The organism is Streptomyces sp. NPDC003036, assembly GCF_040611175.1.
Classification (GTDB): domain Bacteria; phylum Actinomycetota; class Actinomycetes; order Streptomycetales; family Streptomycetaceae; genus Streptomyces.
Genome location: NZ_JBEXNO010000070.1, coordinates 1 through 22,095, shown reverse-complemented (window position 1 = coordinate 22,095; position 22,095 = coordinate 1). Strand labels below are relative to the sequence as shown.

17 protein-coding genes and 1 pseudogene are annotated in these 22,095 nt (G+C 73.8%); 10 read left to right on the top strand and 8 right to left on the bottom strand.

All coding sequences use genetic code 11. From position 1 onward, the window contains the following. The 4 genes and pseudogenes from ABZX67_RS32245 to ABZX67_RS32230 all read right to left on the bottom strand — a co-directional run. A pseudogene (locus ABZX67_RS32245) lies at positions 1-1,680 on the bottom strand (hypothetical protein); the annotation flags it as partial. A gap of 28 nt (positions 1,681-1,708) precedes the next feature. Continuing rightward, positions 1,709-2,611 carry a hypothetical protein gene (locus ABZX67_RS32240; RefSeq protein ID WP_355367993.1) on the bottom strand — a complete coding sequence of 301 codons (903 nt, stop codon included), beginning with the start codon at positions 2,609-2,611 and terminating at the stop codon, positions 1,709-1,711. A 250-nt stretch (positions 2,612-2,861) separates the two neighbouring features. After that, entirely contained in the window at positions 2,862-4,388 is a 1,527-nt protein-coding gene (locus ABZX67_RS32235) for a hypothetical protein (protein ID WP_355367990.1), read from the bottom strand. Positions 4,389-4,483: 95 nt separating this feature from the next. Then, positions 4,484-5,203, bottom strand: coding sequence for a GntR family transcriptional regulator (locus tag ABZX67_RS32230; RefSeq protein WP_355367999.1), 720 nt, complete (start codon positions 5,201-5,203; stop codon positions 4,484-4,486). A 167-nt stretch (positions 5,204-5,370) separates the two neighbouring features. Here ABZX67_RS32230 and ABZX67_RS32225 point away from each other — a divergent pair, with 167 nt between their 5' ends. Genes ABZX67_RS32225 through ABZX67_RS32210 form a run of 4 tightly spaced genes read left to right on the top strand, consistent with a single transcriptional unit; the run spans position 5,371 to position 8,952 of the window. Then, positions 5,371-6,651 carry an MFS transporter gene (locus tag ABZX67_RS32225; protein WP_355367987.1) on the top strand — a complete coding sequence of 427 codons (1,281 nt, stop codon included), beginning with the start codon at positions 5,371-5,373 and terminating at the stop codon, positions 6,649-6,651. 23 nt (positions 6,652-6,674) lie between these two features. Continuing rightward, entirely contained in the window at positions 6,675-7,439 is a 765-nt protein-coding gene (locus ABZX67_RS32220; protein ID WP_355367984.1) for a 5-oxoprolinase subunit PxpA, read from the top strand. Continuing rightward, a complete protein-coding gene (gene pxpB / locus ABZX67_RS32215; RefSeq protein WP_355367981.1) occupies positions 7,436-8,077 on the top strand; it encodes a 5-oxoprolinase subunit PxpB in 642 nt (213 codons plus the stop codon). The genes ABZX67_RS32220 and pxpB overlap by 4 nt, the downstream gene beginning before the upstream one ends. Further along, the gene (locus ABZX67_RS32210) at positions 8,074-8,952 is read left to right on the top strand and encodes a biotin-dependent carboxyltransferase family protein (RefSeq protein ID WP_355367978.1); all 879 of its coding nucleotides are present in this window, start codon (positions 8,074-8,076) and stop codon (positions 8,950-8,952) included. Before pxpB ends, ABZX67_RS32210 begins: the two co-directional genes overlap by 4 nt. Here the strand turns inward: ABZX67_RS32210 and ABZX67_RS32205 are convergent. The 3 genes from ABZX67_RS32205 to ABZX67_RS32195 all read right to left on the bottom strand — a co-directional run bounded on the left by ABZX67_RS32205 (position 8,931) and on the right by ABZX67_RS32195 (position 14,778). Continuing rightward, complete coding sequence (locus ABZX67_RS32205) at positions 8,931-12,530, bottom strand: hydantoinase B/oxoprolinase family protein (RefSeq protein ID WP_355367975.1); 3,600 nt, start codon at positions 12,528-12,530, stop codon at positions 8,931-8,933. The two genes, ABZX67_RS32210 and ABZX67_RS32205, sit on opposite strands and share 22 nt — an antisense overlap. Positions 12,531-12,735: 205 nt before the next feature. Beyond that, positions 12,736-14,154: a HEAT repeat domain-containing protein gene (locus ABZX67_RS32200; RefSeq protein ID WP_355367972.1), complete on the bottom strand. Its 1,419-nt coding sequence runs from the start codon at positions 14,152-14,154 to the stop codon at positions 12,736-12,738. Between the two features lie 231 nt (positions 14,155-14,385). Further along, on the bottom strand, positions 14,386-14,778 hold the full coding sequence (locus ABZX67_RS32195) for an ankyrin repeat domain-containing protein (RefSeq protein WP_355367969.1): 393 nt from the start codon (positions 14,776-14,778) through the stop codon (positions 14,386-14,388). A 330-nt stretch (positions 14,779-15,108) separates the two neighbouring features. On the opposite strand from ABZX67_RS32195, the gene ABZX67_RS32190 reads away from it, so the two are divergent. After that, on the top strand, positions 15,109-15,303 hold the full coding sequence (locus ABZX67_RS32190) for a hypothetical protein (RefSeq protein WP_017949565.1): 195 nt from the start codon (positions 15,109-15,111) through the stop codon (positions 15,301-15,303). 50 nt (positions 15,304-15,353) lie between these two features. Continuing rightward, complete coding sequence (locus tag ABZX67_RS32185; RefSeq protein WP_355367966.1) at positions 15,354-16,943, top strand: hypothetical protein; 1,590 nt, start codon at positions 15,354-15,356, stop codon at positions 16,941-16,943. 26 nt (positions 16,944-16,969) lie between these two features. On the opposite strand, the gene ABZX67_RS32180 is transcribed toward ABZX67_RS32185, so the two are convergent. Continuing rightward, complete coding sequence (locus tag ABZX67_RS32180; protein ID WP_355367963.1) at positions 16,970-18,475, bottom strand: PLP-dependent aminotransferase family protein; 1,506 nt, start codon at positions 18,473-18,475, stop codon at positions 16,970-16,972. Between the two features lie 107 nt (positions 18,476-18,582). Here ABZX67_RS32180 and ABZX67_RS32175 point away from each other — a divergent pair, with 107 nt between their 5' ends. From ABZX67_RS32175 to ABZX67_RS32160, 4 genes are all read left to right on the top strand, one after another. Then, complete coding sequence (locus ABZX67_RS32175; protein ID WP_355367996.1) at positions 18,583-19,251, top strand: hypothetical protein; 669 nt, start codon at positions 18,583-18,585, stop codon at positions 19,249-19,251. Next, the gene (locus tag ABZX67_RS32170; RefSeq protein ID WP_355367960.1) at positions 19,248-20,006 is read left to right on the top strand and encodes a glycerophosphodiester phosphodiesterase family protein; all 759 of its coding nucleotides are present in this window, start codon (positions 19,248-19,250) and stop codon (positions 20,004-20,006) included. The genes ABZX67_RS32175 and ABZX67_RS32170 overlap by 4 nt, the downstream gene beginning before the upstream one ends. 43 nt (positions 20,007-20,049) lie before the next feature. Beyond that, complete coding sequence (locus ABZX67_RS32165) at positions 20,050-21,387, top strand: MFS transporter (protein WP_355367957.1); 1,338 nt, start codon at positions 20,050-20,052, stop codon at positions 21,385-21,387. Positions 21,388-21,642: 255 nt separating this feature from the next. After that, positions 21,643-22,017, top strand: coding sequence for an RNA polymerase-binding protein RbpA (locus ABZX67_RS32160; RefSeq protein ID WP_026278069.1), 375 nt, complete (start codon positions 21,643-21,645; stop codon positions 22,015-22,017). The last annotated feature ends 78 nt before the right edge of the window (positions 22,018-22,095 follow it).

Sequence of the window (22,095 nt, the reverse complement as noted above, 5' to 3'; positions counted from 1 at the left end):
GGCCGCGGCGCGGGCGGCCTCGCGGGCCGCGTCCCAGGCGGCGACGGTGGTCTTCTCGGCATCGCTGGCGGCGAGCGCCGCCCGGGCCGGGTCGGCGTCGGGGGCGGTGTCGTCGAGCCATCCGGCGCGTACGGCTTCGGCGGTCTCCTGCTCGACCTCGGCGAGGCGCTGGCGGAGGTGGCCGGCCTCGCTGCGGGCGCGCTGGGCCTCGGTGGCGGCGGCGGTGGCGTCGCGGTGGGCGGTCTCGGCCGCCTCCTGGAGGGCGGCGGACCGCTCCTCCTCCTCGTTCGCCTGCCGCTCGCCGTCCTCGGCGGCGGCGTGCAGTGCCCGTACGAGGTCGGCGGCGGCCTTGGCGCGGGCGGCGAGCGCGGGCGCGGCGTCCCGCTCGGCCTCGCGGATGGCGGCGGACACGCGCGCGGAGCGGTCGGCGGCGGCGCGGTGGCGCAGTACCACTTCGGTGGCCTGCCAGGCGGAGTGCAGGGTGCGGGCGTCGATCAGCTCGCGGCGCTGGGCGGCGGCGCCCTTCTCGGCGGCGGTGAGCGCCAGGGAGGCGTGGCGGTAGGCCAGTTCGGCGGCGATGAGGGAGGCGCGGGCGCGCGCCTGCTCGGCCTCGGTGACGGTGTCGGCGGCCGCGGTGACCTGCTCGGCGAGGGTGGCGGCGCGGCCGCGCTCCTCGGCGGCGCGGGCCGACAGGCGGCGGGCGAGCGTACGGGTGCGGCGCTCGGCTCCGGCGTGGACGTCGCGCGCGCGGGCGCCGGTGTCGGCGGCTTCGACGATGCGGCCCAGGAGGTCGACGGAGCCGGCGGTGAAGTCGCGTTCCGCGGTGAGTTCGGCGCGGCGGCCGAGCTTGTTGCCGAAGCCGCTGACGAGGTCGGCGAGGCCGTCGGTGTCGCGGGTGTCGGTGACCGCGCGCAGCAGCAGGTCGGTGAAGTCGGAGTCCTTCTTGACCGCGAAGAGGCCGGCGGCCTCGCCCTCGTCGGCGTTCATCTCGCGCTGGTAGCGGAAGAGTTCGGGGTCGAGGCCCAGGTCGCCGAGGTGTTCGTTCCAGCGGTCGTGGATCTCCTCCCAGTACACCTCCAGGTGGGGGTACGCCTTGCCGGCCTCGGTGAGGGCGTCGCGGAAGCCCTTCATGGTGCGGCGGCGGCCCTGGGCGCCGGAGACGCCTTCGGCGGGCGGGCGTACGGAGGTGGCTTCGGCGACCGGGAGGGAGTCGAGGCTGAGGCCGGGGCCGGGGCGGAAGGAGTACCAGGCCTCGGCGAACTTGCGCGGGTCGTTGGAGACCTGCCGTCCGCGCCACTCGCTGACCTTGCCGACGACCACGAGTTCGCCGGTGAGGGTGTGCTGCCACTCCAGGGCGACGTGGCCGCAGTCGTCGGCGAGCAGGAACTTGCGCAGCACGCCGGAGCTGGCGCCGCCGAGGGTGTTGCGGTGGCCCGGGAGCATCACCGAGAAGATCAGCTTGAGGAGGACGGACTTGCCGCCGCCGTTCTCCAGGAAGAGCACGCCCGCGGGGGCGGGGCGGCGCGGCGGCCCGACCGGCTCGTCCTCGAAGAACTCCGCCTGGGTGGGGGCGGGGTGGGGCACGGGCGCGCCGACTCCGCGCAGGTCCAGCACGGTGTCGGCGTAGCGCGCACCGGCGGGCCCGATGGAGTAGAGGCGGACCCGGGACAGCTCGTACATGGCGGCGGACTTTCGCTTCTGGTCTGGGTTACGCGTGGAAGGGCAGGCCGGCGTCGGCGACGAGGTCGAGGTCGTCTCCGTCGGGCGGCGGCAGGAGGGTGGCGGAGCCGTCGCTCACCGGTACGACGCCGAGCTCCAGCAGTTCGGCCATGGCGGCGCTGCCCGCCATGTCCCGGACTTGGAGCTGGTAGCGCGCGGTGGTGCGGTACGAGCCGCCGCCCTCGTCACCGGTGCGCTGGAGGAAGCCGGATTCGGTGAGGAAGGCGACCGCCTTGCCGATGATGCCGGTGGTGGATCCGGCGAGGCGGCGGGCGTCCTTGGTGGCGCCGGTGGCGCTGCGCCGGGCGTAGATGCGCCAGGCGGCCTCGAGGCCGGGGGCGTCGGTGGCCGGGTCGGTGTTCTCGCCCTGCTGCTCGGCGCGCTCCTCCAGGCGGCGGCACGCCTGGCGGACGAAGGCGTCCACGCCGTTGACGGTGATGCGGCCGATGTAGGTGTCGTCGGCGAGGTCCTCGGGGCGGGGGAAGGCCAGGGCGGCGACGGCGAGGTGGGCGAGGCCGTGGAGGAACCGGTCGGCGGAGTCGGTGGAGGCGCGGCGGGCGTAGTCGCCCATGCGGACGGCGAAGACGGAGTCCTCGCCGGCGGTGACGGCCATGCCGGCGCGCGGGGAGACCTCCAGGACGATGAGCCCGAGGCCGGTGGCGACGGCGTCGGCGAGGCGGGCGAAGGCGGGCTCCTCGCGGTACCGGCGCAGCAGGTCGGCGTACTCGGCGTCGCGGGCGGGGAGCAGTTTGGGCTGGAGGCCGAAGGAGACGAGCCGGGCGGCGTCGGCCGCGTCGGCGGGCGTGACGGTGCCGGAGGCGGCGGGCTCGGACGCCTGCGGGGCGTCGGGCTCGCTCCACGCGTCGGCGTGCTCTGCGTGGTGGTCGCTCACGGCTGGGGCTCCTTGCTGGGGGCGGGGTGGTGCGGGGTGCGGAGTCGGCGCTCGGTACGGAGCGGGTACGCCGTACGGAGTCGGCTTTCGGTACGGGCGGCGCCTGCGACGGCGGCGGGCGCGGGGGCGGGCGCAGACGCGGTCCCGGGCACGGGCGCTGTCCGGTGCGGTACCGGTCGGGCGGTCCGGAGTGCGGCCGGGCGCGCGGTCCGGGGGTGGGGCCGCCGCCGCTGCGGCGCGGGGCGGCGCGTCATGTCGCGTCCGTGCGGTCCGCGGCCATGCCCGCCGCGTCCAGCAGGGCCGTACCGACGATCAGGTCGGCGCCGCCGAACTCGGGGTCGTCCAGCTCGGTGCCGTCGTCGACGGCGAACAGCAGCCGCTCCTCGCCCTGCCGGTAGGCCGTACCGACCGGGGGGCTGGCGGCGTGGATCGCCAGGAGGGCGACGAGGTACGGCAGTTCGGGGTCCCGGCGGCGCGCGTCGGCGAGCAGTCCGGAGAGCCGGCGCGGGGCGTCGTGCTCCAGGTCGAGCAGCTCCATGGCGGCGGCGAGCTGCTCCTCGCTGAACCGGCTGTCGTCCGGAGTGGCGATCAGGTCCGGCTCGGGCATCTCGGCGCCGAGGTGCTCGCGCTCCAGCGGCGGCGTGAGCAGCAGGTCGACCAGGTCGCCGAGGCGTACGGAGGAGGGGGTCCGCAGTCCGGTGCCGTGCGCGAAGTAGGCGTCGGTGACGCGGATGGACTGCTCGAGAGGGAGCGGCAGCAGCGGGGCGACGAGCTGGCCGTACAGGTCGAGGCCCGCGCGGGCGGTGGGGGTGGCGAAGGCCTGCCGGTCCTGTTCGGCGCGGAACAGCGGACCGGCCTCCAGCAGCCGGGACTGGAGCTGGGTGTGGCGGCGGATGCAGTCCTTGACGATGTCGACGAGTTCGGCGGCGCGCCGCTTGTGCTCCTGGTCCTCCGCCTCGTCGCGCGCCTTGCGGATGTTGGTGAGGATGGCGTTCTCGTGGCGGTACCGGTCGGCGACGTGGGCGAGTGCCTCCTCGATCATGTCCGGCACGGTCTCGAGCCAGTCGACGGCGCGGACGTTGCGCCGGGTGGCCTCCAGCGTCTTGCGGAGCGTCTCGGCGTACTGCACGGTGCGGTAGCGCGCCTGCTCGGCGGCGAGCTGGGCGTCGGCGAGGCGGCCGCGGCTGATGAGGACCTCCAGCTTCACCTCGGCGGCGATCTGGGCGCTGGTGACGTCCGTGTCGAGCGCGCCGACGAGGACGTTGACCGCCTCGTCGGTGGTGCGGAGGTAGACGGTGCCGCCGTAGCCGGGGACTTCCTCGATGAGCTTGAAGTCGTAGTCCCGGCGCACGTAGACGCCGTCGGGGCCGAACATGCCGTACACGGCGCGGAAGCCGCGGTCGACGCTGCCGACGTTGATCAGGTTCTCCAGGACCCAGCGGGCGACCCGTTCGTGCTCGGCGGCGGGCCGCTGCGGGGCCTGGGCGGCGACCCTCGGCAGCAGCCGGGCGACGATCTGCTCGTGGTCGGCGCCGGTGTCGAAGTCCATGTTGAGCGTGACGAGGTCGATCGCGGCCAGCGCGATCTCCGCCATGCCGTAGACCGAGTACTCCCCCGCCAGGTTCGCCTTGCGGGCGTCCAGGTCGTGCAGCGGCGCGGTGCACGCGAGCGCACGCAGCCGCCGCGCCAGCCCTTCGTCGGCGGCCGGGCCCTGAGCAGGCCGCGGCCCCGCGCTGAGCTGGGGCGGAGCGAGATCCGTCGAGACAGGCGAAGTCACGCTGCACAGATTAGGTCCTCGCACGGACAACGGTCGAAACGGCGCAGACGGCCCCGCTCCGGCCGTCCCCGGGACACCCCCGGGGACGGTGCCGGTCAGGCGCCGGGGTCGGCGTCCGCGTCGACCAGGTGTGCGTAGACGTCGACCAGCCGGTCGCGGGAGTCGTCGAGGTAGTCCGCGAGGAGCCGTTCCGCCTTCACCCGCTCACCGGCGCGCAAAGCGTCCAGAATCTCCCGGTTTCGCATGAGATAAGGCTCGTGGAGGGCGCGAGGGTCGTCCACCATGTGGAAGGCGAGGCGGAGTTCGGCGAAGACCGAGCGCATCAGCTCGTCGGTGCGCGCGCTGCCCGCGAGGGCGACGAGCTCGCGGTGGAAGTGGATGTTGGCCGTGGAGACGCCCTTCCAGTCACCGTCGCGGGCGTCCCGCTCCCCGCCGGTGACCGCCAGGACCAGACCGTGGAGCTCGAACGGCGGCTTGCCGAGGCCGTGGACGACGGCGCATTCGACGAGCCGCCGCGTGCGGTAGATGTCCACGACGTCGTCGACCGTGAGGACCCGTACGAAGACACCGCGGTTGAGCTCGTGGACGAGCAGGCGTTCATGGGTGAGCAGCCGGAAGGCCTCGCGCAGGGTGTTGCGCGACACCCCGAGGGCGCCGGCGATGCTGTCCTCCGAGAGCCGCGCGCCGGGCCGGAAGAAGCCCTCGGCGATGCGGGTGCGCAGGATGTCCGCGACCCGCTCGGCCGTGCTCGTACGTCCCAGCAGCGCACGGTCGTCCGCCAGTCCGCCGGCCGCCTCGGAGCCCGTCGCACCCACCACGCACCTCTTCTCGCCGTCCCGCACCGTCACCGCCCTCGGCCCGCTCATCGTAGAAGGAAAACCTCAGGTCGGAACTGAGGACAACCCCCTTGTCGGATCGTTCAACAATCCCCTACCTTGTGGGAACCGCACGGCTCCGCTCCTCCCCTCTCTGCGAGGTGCCGATGAGTACGACCCAGACCCCTCACGCCACCCAGGGCGAACAGCCCGAGGACACCGGCGCGTTCGCCTGGCTGCGCGCCCTCGGGCCGCGCGGCCGCCGCGCCTTCGGCGGCGCGTTCGGCGGATACGCGCTGGACTCCTACGACTTCTTCACGCTGCCGCTGAGCATGGTGGCGATATCGGCCTACTTCAGCCTCACCAGCGGTCAGACCGGACTGCTCACCACCGTCACCCTCGTCGTCTCGGCGCTCGGCGGCGTGCTCGCCGGGATCCTCGCCGACCGGATCGGCCGGGTGAAGGCGCTCATGATCACGGTCGTCACGTACGCGCTCTTCACCGTCCTGTGCGGCTTCGCGCCCAACTACGAGACGCTGCTCGTCTTCCGCGCCCTCCAGGGCGTCGGTTTCGGCGGCGAGTGGGCGGTGGGCGCCATCCTGGTCGCCGAATACGCCTCCGCCAAGCACCGCGGCCGCACGCTGGGCGGCATCCAGAGCGCGTGGGCGGCCGGCTGGGCGCTCGCGGTCATCGTCTACACGCTGGTCTTCCACTTCCTCGACCCGGACACCGCGTGGCGCGTGATGTTCTGGACCGGCGCGCTGCCGGCCCTCCTGGTGATCTGGATCCGCAGGAACGTCGAGGACGCGCCGCACGTCGCCCAGGTCCGCGAGGCGAGCCGCGAGCGCGGTTCCTTCACCGCGATCTTCCGCGCGGGGCTGCTGCGGACGACGCTGTTCGCGATGCTGCTGTCCACCGGTGTCCAGGGCGGCTACTACACCCTCGCCACCTGGGTCCCGACGTACCTGAAGGACGACCGGGGACTGACGGTCATCGGCACCGGCGGCTATCTGACCTTTCTGATATCCGGCGCCTTCCTCGGGTACCTGACGGGTGGTTACCTCACCGACCGGCTCGGCCGGAAGCGCAACATCGTGATCTTCGCTGTCCTGTCCGCGCTGTGCATCCTCGCCTACACCAACATCCCGTCCGGCGCCGACGGACTGCTGCTCGTGCTCGGCTTCCCGCTCGGCTTCTGCATGTCGGCCATCTTCAGCGGCTTCGGCTCGTTCCTGGCGGAGCTGTATCCGACGGCGGTGCGCGGCACCGGGCAGGGGTTCACCTACAACACCGGCCGCGCGGTCGGCGCGTTCTTCCCGACGCTGGTCGGCTTCCTCGCGGACAGCTGGGGCGTGGGCGGTGCGCTGGTGTTCGGCGCGGTCGGGTACGGCATCGCCGTCCTGGCCCTGCTCGGGCTGCCGGAGACCCGGGGCCGCGAGCTCGCCTGACGCCATCCCAAGGAGACATCACCATGACCCGGTCCTCGATCGACCTCAACGCCGACCTCGGCGAGGGTTTCGGCCGCTGGCGCCTCACGGACGACGAACAGCTCCTGTCCGTCGTCAGCAGTGCCAACGTGGCCTGCGGCTTCCACGCCGGGGACCCCGTCACCATGCGGCGCGTCTGCGCGCTGGCGGCCGAGCGGGGGGTGCGGATCGGGGCCCAGGTCTCCTACCGCGACCTGGCGGGCTTCGGCCGGCGCTCCATGGACGTGCCCGCCGACGAGCTGGCCGCCGAAGTGGCCTACCAGATCGGCGCCCTGGACGTGTTCGCCAGAGCCGCCGGGACACGCGTGTCGTACGTCAAACCGCACGGCGCGCTCTACAACCGCGTGGTCCACGACGAGGAGCAGGCCCGGGCCGTGGTCGACGGGGTGCTGCTGACCGGGGAGCGGCTGCCCCTGCTCGGACTGCCGGGCTCGCGGCTGCACGAGACGGCCGGGAAGGCGGGGCTGCCCGTCGTCGCGGAGGCGTTCGCGGACCGCGCGTACACCGCCGCCGGGACGCTCGTTCCGCGACGCGAGGAGGGAGCCGTGATCACCGATCCCGCGGCCGTGGTGGAGCGGTCGGTGTCCATGGCCACGCTCGGGAAGGTCGTCTCCCGGTGCGGTCGGCAGGTCGCGGTCCGCGCCCGCTCCCTGTGCCTGCACGGCGACACGCCGGGCGCGGTGGAGCTGGCGCGCGAGGTCCGTTCCCGCCTGGAGGAGTCGGGTGTGCGCGTGGAGGCGTTCGTATGAGGACGCTGGCCGTGGGCGACCGGGCCCTGCTGGTGGAGCTGGGCAGCGGCGAGGAGGCGCAGGCCTTCCACGCCGAGGTGCTGCGCCGCCGTGCGTCCGGCGCGCTCCCCGCCGTACGGGAGATCGTGCCGGCGGCGCGAACCGTGCTGCTCGACGGGGTGGAGGATCCGGGGCGCCTCGCCGAACAGGTCGCCCGGTGGGAGGTGGAGCCGTTGCACGCGCGCGCGGACCCGCTGCTGGAGATCCCCGTCCGGTACGACGGCCCGGACCTGGCGGTCGTGGCGGCGCTGTGGGGCGTGGAGCCTCAGGTGGTCGCGCGGATCCATTCCGGGGTGGAGTTCCGGGTGGCGTTCTGCGGCTTCGCGCCGGGCTTCGGCTATCTGACCGGCCTTCCCGCGCGGTACGAGGTGCCGCGCCGGTCCACGCCGCGCACCGCCGTCCCGCCCGGCTCGGTGGCGCTGGCGGGCGCGTACACCGGTGTGTACCCGCGCTCCTCGCCGGGCGGCTGGCAGCTGATCGGGACGACGGACCTGGTGCTGTGGGACCCGGCGCGGGAGCCGGCGGCGCTGCTGTCGCCGGGCACCCGGGTGCGGTTCGTTCCCGAGTCCGGCACCGGCGCCCGCCTGGGGGGCAGATGACCGACCGTGCCTTCGCGGTCGTCCGGGCCGGGGCGCTGACCACGGTGCAGGACCAGGGGCGGTTCGGCCACGCCCACCTGGGTGTGCCGCGCTCGGGGGCCCTCGATCCGTACGCGAGCCGGCTCGTCAACCGGCTCGTGGGCAATCCGGTGGACGCCGCGGTGCTGGAGACGACCGTCAACGGCTGCGCGGTGCGGCCGCGGTGCGCGGTGACCGTCGCGGTGGGCGGCGCCCCGTGCCCGGTGACCGTGGACGGGCGGCCGGCGGCCTGGGGCGCGGCGGTACGCGTGCCCGCGGGTGCCGTGCTGGAGGTGGGCGCGGCGGTGCGCGGCCTGCGCTCGTATGTGGCGTTCGCCGGGGGCGTGGCCGCCGAGCCGGTGCTGGGCAGCCGCTCCACGGACCTGCTCTCGGGTCTCGGCCCCGCCCCGCTGCGGGACGGGGCCGTGCTGCCGCTGGGCCGGGCGCCGTCCGGGGCGACGGCCCTGTACGACGCCGCGCCCTGGCCCGGCGCGCCACGGGAGCTGGTCCTGCGGGTGCGGCCGGGCCCGCGCGACGACTGGTTCACGGACGCCGCGCTGCGCACCCTGGCCACGGCCCCCTACCGGGTGTCCCCCGCGAGCAACCGGATCGGGCTGCGCACGGAGGGCCCGCCCCTGGAGCGCGCCCTGCCCGGCGAACTGCCCAGCGAGGGCATGGTGCTGGGTGCGGTCCAGGTCCCGCCGGACGGCCGGCCCGTGGTGTTCCTCGCCGACCACCCCACGACCGGTGGCTATCCGGTGGTGGCGGTGGTACGGGAGCGGGACCTGGCGGCCGCGGCTCAGGCCGTGCCGGGGACGCCGGTCCGGTTCGTGGTTCAGTCCGGGGGCGTCCCGTAGCCGCCGCCCCCGGGTGTCGAGACGACCAGGACGTCGCCGGGGCGGACGTCCGCCACGTCGACCCCGCCGAGCCGTTCGACGGTGCCGTCGGCGCGTTCCACGGCGTTCTCGCCGAGGGCGCCCGGCGCGCCGCCCGCCATGCCGTACGGCGGCACCCTGCGGTGTCCGGTCAGCAGCGCCACCGTCATGGGCTCCAGGAACCGGATGCGGCGCACGACGCCGTCGCCGCCGCGCCACCGGCCGCGCCCGCCGCTGCCGGGCCGCACGGCGAAGCCGTCCACCCGGACCGGGTAGCGCCACTCCAGGACCTCGGGGTCGGTGAGCCGGGAGTTGGTCATGTGGGTCTGGACGGCGTCGGCCCCGTCGAAGCCGTCGCCCGCGCCCGAGCCGCTCGCCACCGTCTCGTAGTACTGCACGCGGTCGTTGCCGAAGGTGACGTTGTTCATGGTGCCGGAGCCCTCCGCCTGGACGCCGAGCGCCGCGTACAGCGCCCCGGTGACCGCCTGCGAGGTCTCGACGTTCCCGGCGACCGTGGCCGCGGGGTAGGCGGGCGCCAGCATGGAGCCGTCCGGGACGCGTACCTCCAGGGGTTCCAGGCAGCCGCTGTTGAGCGGGATGTCGTCCTCGACCAGCGTCCGGAAGACGTACAGCACGGCCGCCGTGACCACGGACGTGGGCGCGTTGGTGTTGCCGGGCTGCTGCGGGGACGTGCCGGTGAAGTCCAGTACCGCGCGGCGCCGTTCGCGGTCGACGCGTACGGCGACCCGGATGACGGCCCCGCCGTCGGTCTCGTAGCGGCACGCGCCGTCGCGCAGGCCGGCGACGATGCGGCGTACGGACTCGGCGGCGTTGTCCCGTACGTGCCGCATGTAGGCGTGGACGACGTCGAGGCCGAACCGGTCGACCATGCGCTCCAGTTCCTCGATGCCCTTCTCGTTGGCGGCGATCTGGGCGCGCAGGTCGGCGAGGTTGGTGTCCGGGTCCCGGGAGGGGTACGGCGCCTCGGTCAGCAGGCGCCGGGTCTCGTCCTCCCGGAGGCGCCCGTCCCGTACGAGCAGCCAGTTGTCGAAGAGGACGCCCTCCTCGTGGATGGTGCGGCTGAAGGCGGGCATGGAGCCCGGGGTGATGCCGCCGATCTCGGCGTGGTGGCCCCGGGAGGCCACCAGGAACCGCAGATCGCCCGCCGGCCCGAAGACGGGCGTCACGACGGTCACGTCCGGCAGGTGCGTACCGCCGTGGTACGGGTCGTTGATGGCGTACACGTCGCCGGGCCGCAGGGTGCCCCGGTTGCGGCGCAGCACCTCCTTGATGGACTCGCCCATCGAGCCGAGGTGGACCGGGATGTGCGGGGCGTTGGCGATGAGGTTGCCGTCGGCGTCGAAGAGGGCGCAGGAGAAGTCGAGCCGCTCCTTGATGTTGACGGAGTGGGCGGTGTTCTCCAGGCGGACGCCCATCTGCTCGGCGATCGCCATGAAGAGGTTGTTGAACACCTCCAGCAGGACGGGGTCGACGTCCGTGCCGACGGCCGTACGGCCCGGCCGGGGGCGGGTGCGGGTCAGCAGCAGGTGGCCGGTGCCGGTGGCGGAGCCCTGCCAGCCGTCGTCGACGACGGTCGTGGCGTCGGCCTCGGCGATGATGGCGGGGCCGGGCACGGTGTCGGAGGGCCGCAGGTCCTCGCGCCGGTACAGCGGGGTGTCGCGGGGCTCGCCGTTGACGAACATCCGCACCGTCGCACGCGGTTCCAGTCGGCCCGTACGGTGGGCGGTTTCGGCGGCTACCGGCCCGTGCGGACCGGCGCGTCCGACCGCCTCCACCGAGACGGCCTCCACCACCAGCGGCTTGTCCATGGTGAACCCGTACCGCGCGCGGTGCGCCGCCGTGAACGCCTCCTGTACGGCCTCGACGGAGCCGAGCGGAACGGGCAGGCTCGCGTCGGTCCCGGCGTAACGCACCAGCACGCGCGCGTGGGTGCCGATCGCGCTGTCGGGCACGCCGTCGGCGCGCAGCTCCTCCCTGGTGCGTGCGGCGAGCTCGGCGCAGAGGCCGCGCACGCGTGCGTGGGCGGCCGCGTCCAGTTCGGCCTCGACGGACCGCTCCCGCATGGCGGTGGCGTCGGCGAGGCCGATGCCGTAGGCCGAGAGGACCCCGGCCAGGGGTGGGACGAGGACGGTGTCGACCCCGAGGGCGTCGGCGACCGCGCAGGCGTGCTGTCCGCCCGCTCCGCCGAAGCTGGTCAGGGCGTAGCGGGTGATGTCGTGGCCGCGCTGGACGGAGATCTTCTTGACGGCGTTGGCCATGTTGAGGACCGCGATCTCCAGGAAGCCGGCCGCGACTTCCTCGGGCGTACGGGGGACTCCGGTGTGGTGCCGTACGCCCTCGGCCAGTGCGGTGAAGCTTTCGCGCACCGCGTCGGCGTCGAGCGGCTGGTCCCCGTCCGGTCCGAAGACCGCCGGGAAGTGGTCCGGCTGCACCCGCCCCAGCATGACGTTCGCGTCCGTCACGGTCAGCGGGCCGCCGCGCCGGTAGCAGGCGGGCCCCGGGACGGCGCCGGCCGAGTCGGGGCCGACCCGGTAGCGACGGCCGTCGAAGTGGAGGACCGAGCCGCCGCCCGCCGCGACGGTGTGGACGCTCATCATCGGCGCGCGCATCCGCACCCCGGCCACCTGGGTGCCGAGTTCCCGCTCGAACGCGCCCGCGTAGTGCGACACATCGGTGGAGGTGCCGCCCATGTCGAAGCCGATGACCCGTCCGTAACCGGCCTGTTCGGAGGTGCGGGCCATGCCGACGACACCGCCCGCCGGGCCGGACAGCACGGCGTCCTTGCCGCGGAAGTGCGCGGCCTCGCGCAGCCCTCCGTTGGACTGCATGAACATCAGCCGTACGCCGGCGAGCTCGGCCGCGATCTCGTCGACGTACCGGCGCAGGATCGGCGAGAGGTAGGCGTCGACGACGGTCGTGTCGCCGCGCGGCACCAGCTTGATCAGCGGGCTCACCTCGTGCGAGCAGCTGACCTGCGCGAAGCCCGCCTCGCGCGCCGCCTCGGCCGTCCGCACCTCGTGGCCCGGGTGGCGGTAGCCGTGCATGAGGACCACCGCGGCGCTGCGCAGCCCGTCCGCGCGGGCCTGCTCCAGCCCCGCGCGCACGGGCGCGAGGTCCAGGGGGCGTACGACGGTGCCGTGGGCGTCGATGCGCTCGGGGACCTCGATGACGCGGTCGTACACGGCCTCGGGGAGCAGGATGCGCCGGTCGAAGATGCGCGGCCGGTTCTGGTAGGCGATGCGCAGGGCGTCGCGGAACCCCTCGGTGACGAGGAGGACGGTGGGCTCCCCGCGCCGCTCCAGGAGGGCGTTGGTGGCGACCGTGGTGCCCATCTTGACGGAGTGGACGCGCTCCGCCGGTACGGGTTCGCCGGGGCGGAGCCCGAGCAGGAGCCGGATGCCGGCGACGGCGGCGTCCCGGTAGCGCTCGGGGTCGTGCGAGAGCAGCTTGCGCGTGACCAGGCGCCCGTCGGGGCGCCGGGCCACGATGTCGGTGAAGGTGCCGCCCCGGTCGATCCAGAACTCCCAGCGCCCGCTCATCTCCCCATTCTGACAAGGGGCCCGTCCGGAGGCAGGGCCTGCGAGGGCGCGGCACCGCGGGGAGACGGCCTCGGGGACACGCCGCGATGACGACCCGCATGCGGCTGTGGACACGCATACGAGTGTTGTCGTCAGGCCCGGGGTGGCGGGCCCGACGTGGATCTTTCCGCGCGGAGAACGTCCCGTGAGCGTTTCCCCCGGGCGGTCAGCCGGTGGGTGCGTCCGGTCCGATCCTGCTGCGCACGGCCAGTTGCACCTCGTCCTCCTCCGCCGGGTCGGCGGCGAGGTGGCGCAGCCGTTCGGCGACGCGTACGTCCCCGGTCTCGGCGTGCAGGGCGGCGATCTCCCTGGTGGTCTCCTCGCAGTCCCACAGGCACTCGACGGCGAAGCCGGTGGCGAAGGAGGGGTCGGTCGCGGCGAGGGCGCGGGCCGTGCGGCCGCGCAGCTGGGAGGCCGCGGTCTCCCGGTAGATGTGGCGCAGGACGGGTGCGGCGCAGGCGATGCCGAGCCGGCCGGCCCCGTCGACGAGCGGGTAGAGGGCGGGCGTGTCCGGGCCGTGGGTCCGTACGGCCTCGCGCAGGGCGCCGAGCACCAGGGCGGCGTCCTGGGCGCCGCCCCGGGAGGCGAGCACTCCGGCCGCCGAGCTGCCGAGCGCGTCGGGCCGCTGCGCCCAGCCGCGCGCCCGGTCGACGGCCGCCTCGCCGCACATCCGCTCGAAGGCGGCGACGGCGGCTTCGGCGACGGTACGGGAGCCGTCGCCCGCGGCGGCCTCGATGAGGTCCAGGACGGCGGGGTCCCGGGCCTCGGCCAGGTAGTGCAGGGCGGCGCAGCGGGCGCCGTCCGAGCCGCTGCGGGCGGCTTCGAGGATCAGGGCCCGGTCCTCGGGCCCCGCGACGGCCGTGAGGCAGCGGGCGGCGGGCACATGGAGCACCGAGCCGCGCTCCAGGCCCTCCTGGGCCCAGTCGAAGACCGCCTGGACGCTCCAGCCGGGGCGGGGCCCCGTGGGGCGCATCTGGCGCTGCCAGCGGTCGAAGCAGCCGCGTTCCTGGGCGGCGCGCACCCGGGCGCCGACGGCGTCCCGCCGGTCCTCGGCCCACAGCCGCCACGGGCGGGGCTCGAAGGCGTCGCGTACGGCGGAGGCGAGCTCGGCGTCGCCCTCCGGGGTGGCCGGGAAGCGGGCGAGCACGGGCTCGGCGAGGGCGCGCAGCGCGGAGTCGTCGTCGCGCAGCGCGAGCTCGTCAAGGGCCCAGGTCCAGTTGGCGCCGGTCGCGGCGTACCCGCGCAGCAGCGCGAGGGCGTCCTCACGGCCGTACGAGGCGAGGTGGCCCAGTACGGCGAGGGCGAGTCCGGTGCGGGACTCGTCCGTGTCGAGGTGGTCCTCCGGGCTGAAGAGGTGGGCCTCGACGGCGTCGAGCCCACCGTGCAGATCCAGGTAGAGGCGCGCGTAGTAGAGGGAGCGGTTCTCGACCTGCCAGTCCTGGCGCGGGTCGTTCAGCACACAGTGGTTGAGGGCGGCGAGGGCTTCCGCGCGTGGCGCGGCGAGCGCGTGCAGCGTGCCGTCGCCGCGGCCCCTCTGCAACAGGCCGAGCAGCGTACCGCTCGGCGCTATGACCGGATCGAACATGGAAAATGCCTCACATCAAGCTGTCGACGCAACCGGGGGTCCCCGGTGAACGGTGGGTACCTAGGCCGCGCAGCAACATGTGGAGCCGCTCGTCGTCTTCCGCTTGGTGTCGACCATCTTCCTCTGCCTCTCGTCGGTGGCCCCCTGCGGGCCCGACGTCATGATGACCCAGCCATTTCGCCACCGCGACCACATTTACGGCACCCTTCTCGCCTGGAGTTCAGTGCCCGTTCACCGGGACTCGAACAGCTCCAGCAGGTGCGCCTTCCCAAACATGCGGGCGGTATCCACGGCGGACGGAGTTCCTGCTTCCGGATCCGCGCCCGCCGCCAGCAGGGCGCGCACCACGTCGTCCTCCCCCTTGAAGACGGCTCCCGCGATGGGCGTCTGGCCGCGGTCGTTGACGCGGTTGGGGTCGGCACCGCGGGTGAGGAGGGCCTCCACGGCTCCGGCGTGGCCGTGGTAGGCGGCGAGCATCACGAGGGAGTCGCCCTTGTCGTTGGTGAGGTTGGGGGACACGCCCGCGTCGACGTACTCGGCGAGCGTCTGGGCGTCCCCCTGGCGCGCCATGTCGAAGATCCTGGACGCCAGCTCGATCACCTCGGGGTCCGGAGTCTCACTCATCGGACGGACCGCCTTTCACGTCATTGACCCGCACCCCGCGCCGGCCGTGCTGACCTGCGCGGACTCGGGTGGAACCAGTACGCACGGCGGGGCGCCGTGCAAGTGAACCGACAGGGTACTGCCCGCACCTCGGGCCGACCCTGCCAGGCCGTGGGAAAGATCACCGTGAGGCGGTCCCCGGCGGTGTGCGACAAGGCCCGGTGCACGTCCGGTGTACGCCGCTCAAGTGAAAAGACCGACATTTCACCCATTTGCATCTTTTATCGCATAGATACTTGTTGTGAGCTTGGAAGTACTCAAGGTGACTGTCCCCTCACCCAGGAGAACCTCATGATCCTGTCCATCTCCGGCGTGGTACTGCTCGGCATCATCGTCTTCCTCTTCTTCAAGAAGGACGGGCTCAAGGCCTCCCACGCCCTCGTCTGCGCCCTCTTCGGCTTCTACCTGGCGGGTACCGCCATCGCCCCGAGCATCACCGCGGGCGGCGCGAGCCTCGCCAGCCTGTTGGGCGGGATCAAGTTCTGACGCCGACGCCCACGACCCCTTCCATCCCTTCAGGCCCCCAGGAGTACGACGTGGCCCGGCGACCACTCCCCCGCCCCCGCATTCTGAGCAGCCGCGTGCTGAGCATCGGCAGCGACCGGATCGCACGGAGCCGGGAGATGGCCCGAACGGCCGCCGACAGCGCCACGGACGTCCTCCATCCGCTGATCACGATCACCCGTGGTCTGCGGAGGCTGGCCGCGGCGGGGCGCGCCAAGTGGGCGGCGACGCCCAAGGAGCGGCGCGGTCCCGCGCTGTTCCTCGCCGCGGCCTGCGTCCTGGTCGTCGCCCTCGCGCCGTACGGGCCGCTGCTCGCGCTCGTGTCGGTGATGGGTGCGGCGGCGTGGCACGGGCGCGAGCGCCCGGTCGTGAAGACCGGGCCCGACGAGGCGGAGAAGGAGCGGCTGAAGGCGCTCTACGAGGCCCTGGTGCCCCACTTCTCCGTACCCGAGGACCCCGCTCCGCTCTTCGCCCACGGCGGGGAGTGGAGCAAGGCCCTCAGCGACTTCGACTTCGACGCGGACGGGCGGCCGACGCGGCTGCGGATCGCCTACCCGGCGTACTTCCCCGACGGGGACGCCGCCGCACGGGCCCGGATCGAGCACCTGCTCCACGCCAAGTCCGGGCGCGGCCGCGAGTACCTCTTCCAGTGGTACGAGGAGGAGAACCAGCTCCTCATGAGGGTGCTGCCCGCGCTGCCGACCACCATCGCGGCGCAGCGGTTCGTGACCGCGCCCGGCGAGACCGTGCTGGGGTTCACCGACGACGACGCGGTGCAGCGGACCATGCCCGTCCGCGCGGGCGATGAACGGCGCGACGCGCCGCCCGTGGTGTGGCGGACGGGGCCGCGCTCGACGGAGCCGCACCTGCTCGCCGTCGGCGCCCCCGGCAGCGGCACCACGTCCCTGCTGCGCTCCCTCGCCCTCCAGGCACTCGACCACGGCGACGTGGTCGTCGTCGACGGCAGCGGCACCGGCGAGTACGCCTGCCTGACCGGGCGCGCCGGGGTGCTGGGCGTCGAGTGCGGGCTCGCCGGGGCGCTGACCAGCCTCGAGTGGGCGGCGCACGAGACCGAGCGGCGGCTGATCGCGGCGAACCGGGCCCGGCAGGCCGGGCGCCCGGCCCCCGAGGACACCAAGCGGCCCCTGTGGATCCTGGTCGACCGGCCGGCCGTCTTCGGCCACCTGGCGGCGGCCGACGGGCGCACCGACCCGCAGGAGCTGCTCCAGGTGCCGCTGCGGCACGGCAGGGCGGTGCAGGTCACCGTGGTCGTGGCCGAGCAGTTCGACGGCGTGGACGCGCTGACCGAGGCCGTACGCACCCACACGCGCGCGCGGGTCGTGCTCGGCCCGGCCTCCCGCGAGCAGGTGGAGTCGGTCCTCGGCGCCGCGCCGCACACCACGCCCCCGCCGAGCATGCCGCCGGGGAGGGGGTACGCACGGCTGGGCACGGGGCCCGTCCTGCGGCTCCAGGTGCCGGCGACGCCCGACCCGTACGACGAGGCGACGAGCGAGGCGCACCGGCAGGCGGTGCTGGAGCTGCTCCCGGAGCCGCAGAGCACCATGGACACGGTGCGGCTGCAGCACCTCGCGGGCAGGCCCCGGGAGACGACGACCGGCTGAGGGGCGCCCAGGCGGGCCCCTCCCAGTCAGGCGACGAACGTGCGCGGCGCTTCGCCGGAAGGGCTTCCCTGGGCGCCGGATTCGACCAGCCGGGCCGCCGCCGCCAGGCGGGCGGCCGCCTCGTCCGCGACCGGGCCGCCGACCGTGAAGGGCAGCCGTACATAGCCCTCGAAGGCGCCGTCCACGCCGAAGCGAGGGCCCGAGGGGACGCGGACGCCCACCCGTTCGCCGACCTCCGCGAGGCGGGAGCCGGAGAGGCCGCCGGTGCGGACCCAGAGGGTGAGGCCGCCGAGGGGGACGTCGAACTCCCAGCTCGGCAGCTCCCTGCGGACCGCCGCGACCAGGGCGTCCCGGTTCTCGCGCGCCTGGGCGCGGCGCAGGCCGATCGCCTCCTCCCAGCCGCCGGTGCTCATCAGCCAGGTGACGGCCAGCTGCTCCAGCACCGGCGTACCGAGGTCCGCGTAGGCGCGGGCGGCGACCAGGGAGCGGATCACGTCGGGCGCCGCGCGGACCCAGCCGATGCGCATGCCGGCCCAGAAGGCCTTGCTGGCCGAGCCCACGGTGATCACCGTGCTGCCGCCCGGGTCGAAGGCGCAGACCTGGCGGGGCATCCGGAGCCCCTCCTCCAGGTACAGCTCCGTCATGGTCTCGTCGACCACCAGCACCGTCCCGGCGGAGCGGGCGGCGTCCACCAGCTGGCGGCGCTGGTCCTCGTCGGCGAGGGCGCCGGTGGGGTTGTGGAAGTCGGCGACGACGTACGCGAGGCGGGGCCCGGCGTCGCGGAACACCTGGCGCCAGCGGGGCATGTCCCAGCCGGTCAGGCCTTCGGCCATCGCGACGGGCACCAGCCGGACGCCCGCCTCGCGCATCAGCTGGAGGATGTTGGCGTAGGAGGGCGACTCGACGGCGATGCGCTCGCCTCGGCCGGCGAAGAGGTGGCAGATGGCGTCGATGGCGCCCATCGCGCCCGTCGTCACCATGATCTGCTCGGGCATGGTCGGGATGCCGCGCGCGGTGTACCGGTCGGCGAGCATCTGCCGCAGCGCGGGCAGCCCGGCCGGGTAGTCGCCGTGCGTGTGGGCGTACGGCGGCAGCTCCACCAGCGCCCCCTGGACGGCGCGGGTCAGCCAGGGCTCGGGTGCCGGGAGCGACGCGCAGCCCAGGTCGATCATGGAGCCGAGGGACTCCGGCGGCAGCGGCTCCAGGCCGCGCGCGGGCAGGGGGTTGCCCGCCGGTACGGCGGTCCAGCTGCCGGCACCGCGCCGGGACTCCAGGAAGCCCTCCGCGCGCAGCGCCTCGTACGCGGCGGCGACGGTGGTGCGGCTCACCGCGAGGGCGAGGGCCAGCTCGCGCTCGGCGGGAAGGCGGGCGGCGACGGGGACGCGGCCCTCCAGGACCAGCAGCCGGATGCCGTCGGCGAGCGCGCGGTAGGCGGGCGGCTTGCGGGCGCCGGGGCCGGCCGGGCGGGGCTGCTGGGCGCTCAGCTGCCGGGCGAGCTGGGCCGCGCCCACCGCGGAGGTCCACTCGGTCATGGAATTCAGTCCACCTTCCTGGAATTGGCCATGGTTGGAGTCCAATTCCCGCACCCAGAGTGACATGAGCCAGTCCACCACGACCACTCCGGGGGCACACCTTGTCCATCACCTTCACGAGCGGCCTGCGCGGGCGGCGTCTGCCGCGGCGCCTGGTCCAGCTCTACGTCGGCCTGATCCTGTACGGCGTGAGCTCCGCCCTCCTCGTGCGCGCCGGGCTGGGCCTGGAGCCCTGGAACGTGCTCCACGAGGGCCTGGCGGAACGCTCCGGGCTGTCGATCGGCGTGGTCTCGATGATCGTCGGCGTCGTCGTGCTCCTCCTGTGGATGCCCCTCCGGCAGAAGCCGGGGCTCGGCACCGTCTCGAACGTGCTGGTCTTCGGCATCGCCATCGACGCCTCCCTGACGGTGCTGCCGACCGCCCACGACCTGGTGGCCCAGGTCCCGATGATGGTGGCCGGCATCGTCCTCAACGGTGTGGCGACCGGGCTCTACATCGCGGCCCGGCTCGGGCCCGGCCCGCGCGACGGGCTGATGACGGGGCTGCACCGCCGGACGGGCCGGTCGATCCGGCTGGTGCGCACGGCCATCGAGGCCGGGGTGGTGCTCGCCGGGTTCCTGCTGGGCGGCTCCGTGGGGGTGGGCACGGTGGCGTACGCCCTGGCGATCGGACCGCTCGCCCAGCTGTTCCTGCGGGTCTTCGCCGTCCCGGCGGCCCCGGGCGGCAGCACGGTGGTCGCCGGCCGGACACCGGAGCGGTCCATACTGCGGCGGTGACTCGCCATCCCTACCTTGATCACCCGTCGCTCATACCGTTCGCCCATCGCGGTGGGGCCGCGGACGGCCTGGAGAACACCGTGGCCGCCTTCCGGCGTGCCGCCGTGGCCGGTTACCGGTACTTCGAGACCGATGTGCACACCACCGCCGACGGCCGGCTCGTCGCCTTCCACGACCCGACGCTGGACCGCGTGACGGACGCCCGGGGCCGGATCGCGCGGCTGCCCTGGAGCGTGGTGCGCGAGGCCCGCGTGGCGGGCAAGGAGCCGCTGCCGCTCTTCGAGGAGCTGCTGGAGGAGTTCCCGGAGGCCCGCTGGAACGTGGACGTCAAGGCGGAGGCCGCCCTGCTGCCGCTGCTGGAGCTGATCCGGAAGGCGGACGCCTGGGACCGGGTCTGCGTCGGCTCCTTCGACGAGGGCCGGGTGGCCAGGGCCGTACGCCTGGCGGGGCCGCGGCTGGCCACCTCGTACGGGGTGCGGGGGGTGCTGGGACTGCGGCTGCGTTCGTACGGGATCCCGGCCGCGCTGCGCAGGGGCGCGGTGGCGGCGCAGGTGCCGGAGAGCCAGGGCGGGGTGCGGGTGGTGGACCGGCGGTTCATCAGGGCCGCGCACGAACGGGGCCTTCAGGTGCACGTCTGGACGGTGAACGATCCGGAACGGATGGCCGCCCTGCTCGACCTGGGGGTGGATGGCATCATGACCGATCATCTGGAGACGCTGCGTACGGTGCTGACCGACCGGGGAGTGTGGGTCTGAGGCCCGGGCCGTCTCACCACGGGGACGAACGAGGGGGGCGGCCGTGACCGTCGGAACCGCCGACCGGGCAGACCGGATACGCGAGCAACGGGGCTGGTACTTCTACGACTTCGCGTGCTCCGTCTATTCGACGAGCGTGCTGACGGTGTTCGTCGGCCCGTATCTGACGTCGGTCGCCAAGGCGGCCGCCGATGTGGACGGATTCGTCCATCCCCTGGGCATCCCGGTCCGCGCGGGTTCGGTGTTCGCGTACGCGGTGTCCGTGTCGGTCGTCCTCGCGGTGCTGGTGATGCCGCTGGCCGGCGCGGTGGCCGACCGTACGGGCCGCAAGAAGCCCCTGCTGGCGACGTCCGCGTACCTGGGTGCGGCGGCGACGACCGGGCTGTTCTTCCTGGACGGGGAGCGCTATCTGCTGGGCGCGTTCCTGCTGATCGTGGCGAACGCCTCACTCGCCGTGTCGATGGTGCTGTACAACGCCTATCTGCCGCAGATCGCGGAGCCGGAGGAGCGGGACGCGGTCTCCTCGCGCGGGTGGGCGTTCGGCTACACGTCGGGCGCGCTCGTCCTGGTCATCGATCTCGTGCTGTACACGGGCCACGACTCCTTCGGCGTGTCGGAGTCCGGGGCGGTTCGGATCTGTCTGGCGTCGGCCGGTCTGTGGTGGGGCGCCTTCACGCTGATACCGCTGCGCAGGCTGCGTGACCGGCAGGTGGCGGCGGCCGGCGGCGAGGGCGCGGTCGGGTCGGGGTGGCGCCAGCTGATGGGGACGCTGCGCGACATGCGGCGCCATCCGCTCACGCTGTCCTTCCTGCTGGCGTACCTGGTCTACAACGACGGCGTGCAGACGGTGATATCGCAGGCCTCCATCTACGGCTCCGAGGAGCTGGGCCTGGACCAGACGACGCTGATCACGGCGGTGCTGCTGGTGCAGGTCCTGGCGGTGGCCGGCGCGCTCGGCATGGGGCGCCTGGCGCGCGCGTACGGGGCCAAGCGGACGATCCTCGGGTCGCTCGCCGTGTGGACGCTGATCCTGGCGGCCGCGTACTTCCTGCCCGCCGGCGCGCCCGTCTGGTTCTACGCCCTCGCGGCGGCGATCGGGCTGGTGCTGGGCGGCAGCCAGGCGCTGTCGCGCTCGCTCTTCTCGCACCTGGTGCCGCGCGGCAAGGAGGCCGAGTACTTCTCGGCGTACGAGATGAGCGACCGGGGGCTGAGCTGGCTGGGGCCGCTCGTCTTCGGCCTGGCGTACCAGGTGACCGGCAGCTACCGGGACGCGATCATCTCGCTGGTGGTCTTCTTCGGGCTGGGTTTCGCCCTGCTGGCGCGGGTGCCGGTACGGCGTGCGGTGGCCGCCGTGGGGAACCCCGTACCCGACCGGATTTAGCCAGGGAGCCGAAGTCCGGTAGTGTACGCCTTTGGCCTGCCAGGCGGACCGTTACTGCGCGCCGAAGAAGCAACGACGCTGGGTGACATCTTCTGCCAGATGTGACAAACCGGGCATTGGTGGGTACAAAAAGGGGCGGCATCGACGGGCGACGCATGACCCGCAACGGGAATCTTTACCGCCGACCGGACGTTGACCGGATGACGACGACAGCGACACCTGTCCTGTGGGCGACAAGCCCGGGAGGCACGATTCATGAGTGAGCGAGCTCTTCGCGGCACGCGCCTCGTGGTGACCAGCTACGAGACCGACCGCGGCATCGATCTGGCCCCGCGCCAGGCGGTGGAGTACGCATGCGAGAAGGGGCATCGTTTCGAGATGCCCTTCTCGGTCGAGGCGGAGATCCCGCCGGAGTGGGAGTGCAAGGTCTGCGGAAGCCAGGCTCTTCTGGTGGACGGGGACGGCCCCGAGGAGAAGAAGGGCAAGCCGGCGCGTACGCACTGGGACATGCTCATGGAGCGGCGCACTCGCGAGGAGCTGGAGGAAGTGCTGGCCGAAAGGCTGGCGGTCCTGCGCTCCGGCGCCATGAACATCGCCGTGCACCCGCGCGACAGCCGGAAGTCCGCCTGATCGCGTGATCGGGCCGGCAGTGCGCCGGCACGGAAATACAAGAGCCGCGGGGCGGCGGTACACCACGCGTGTACCGCC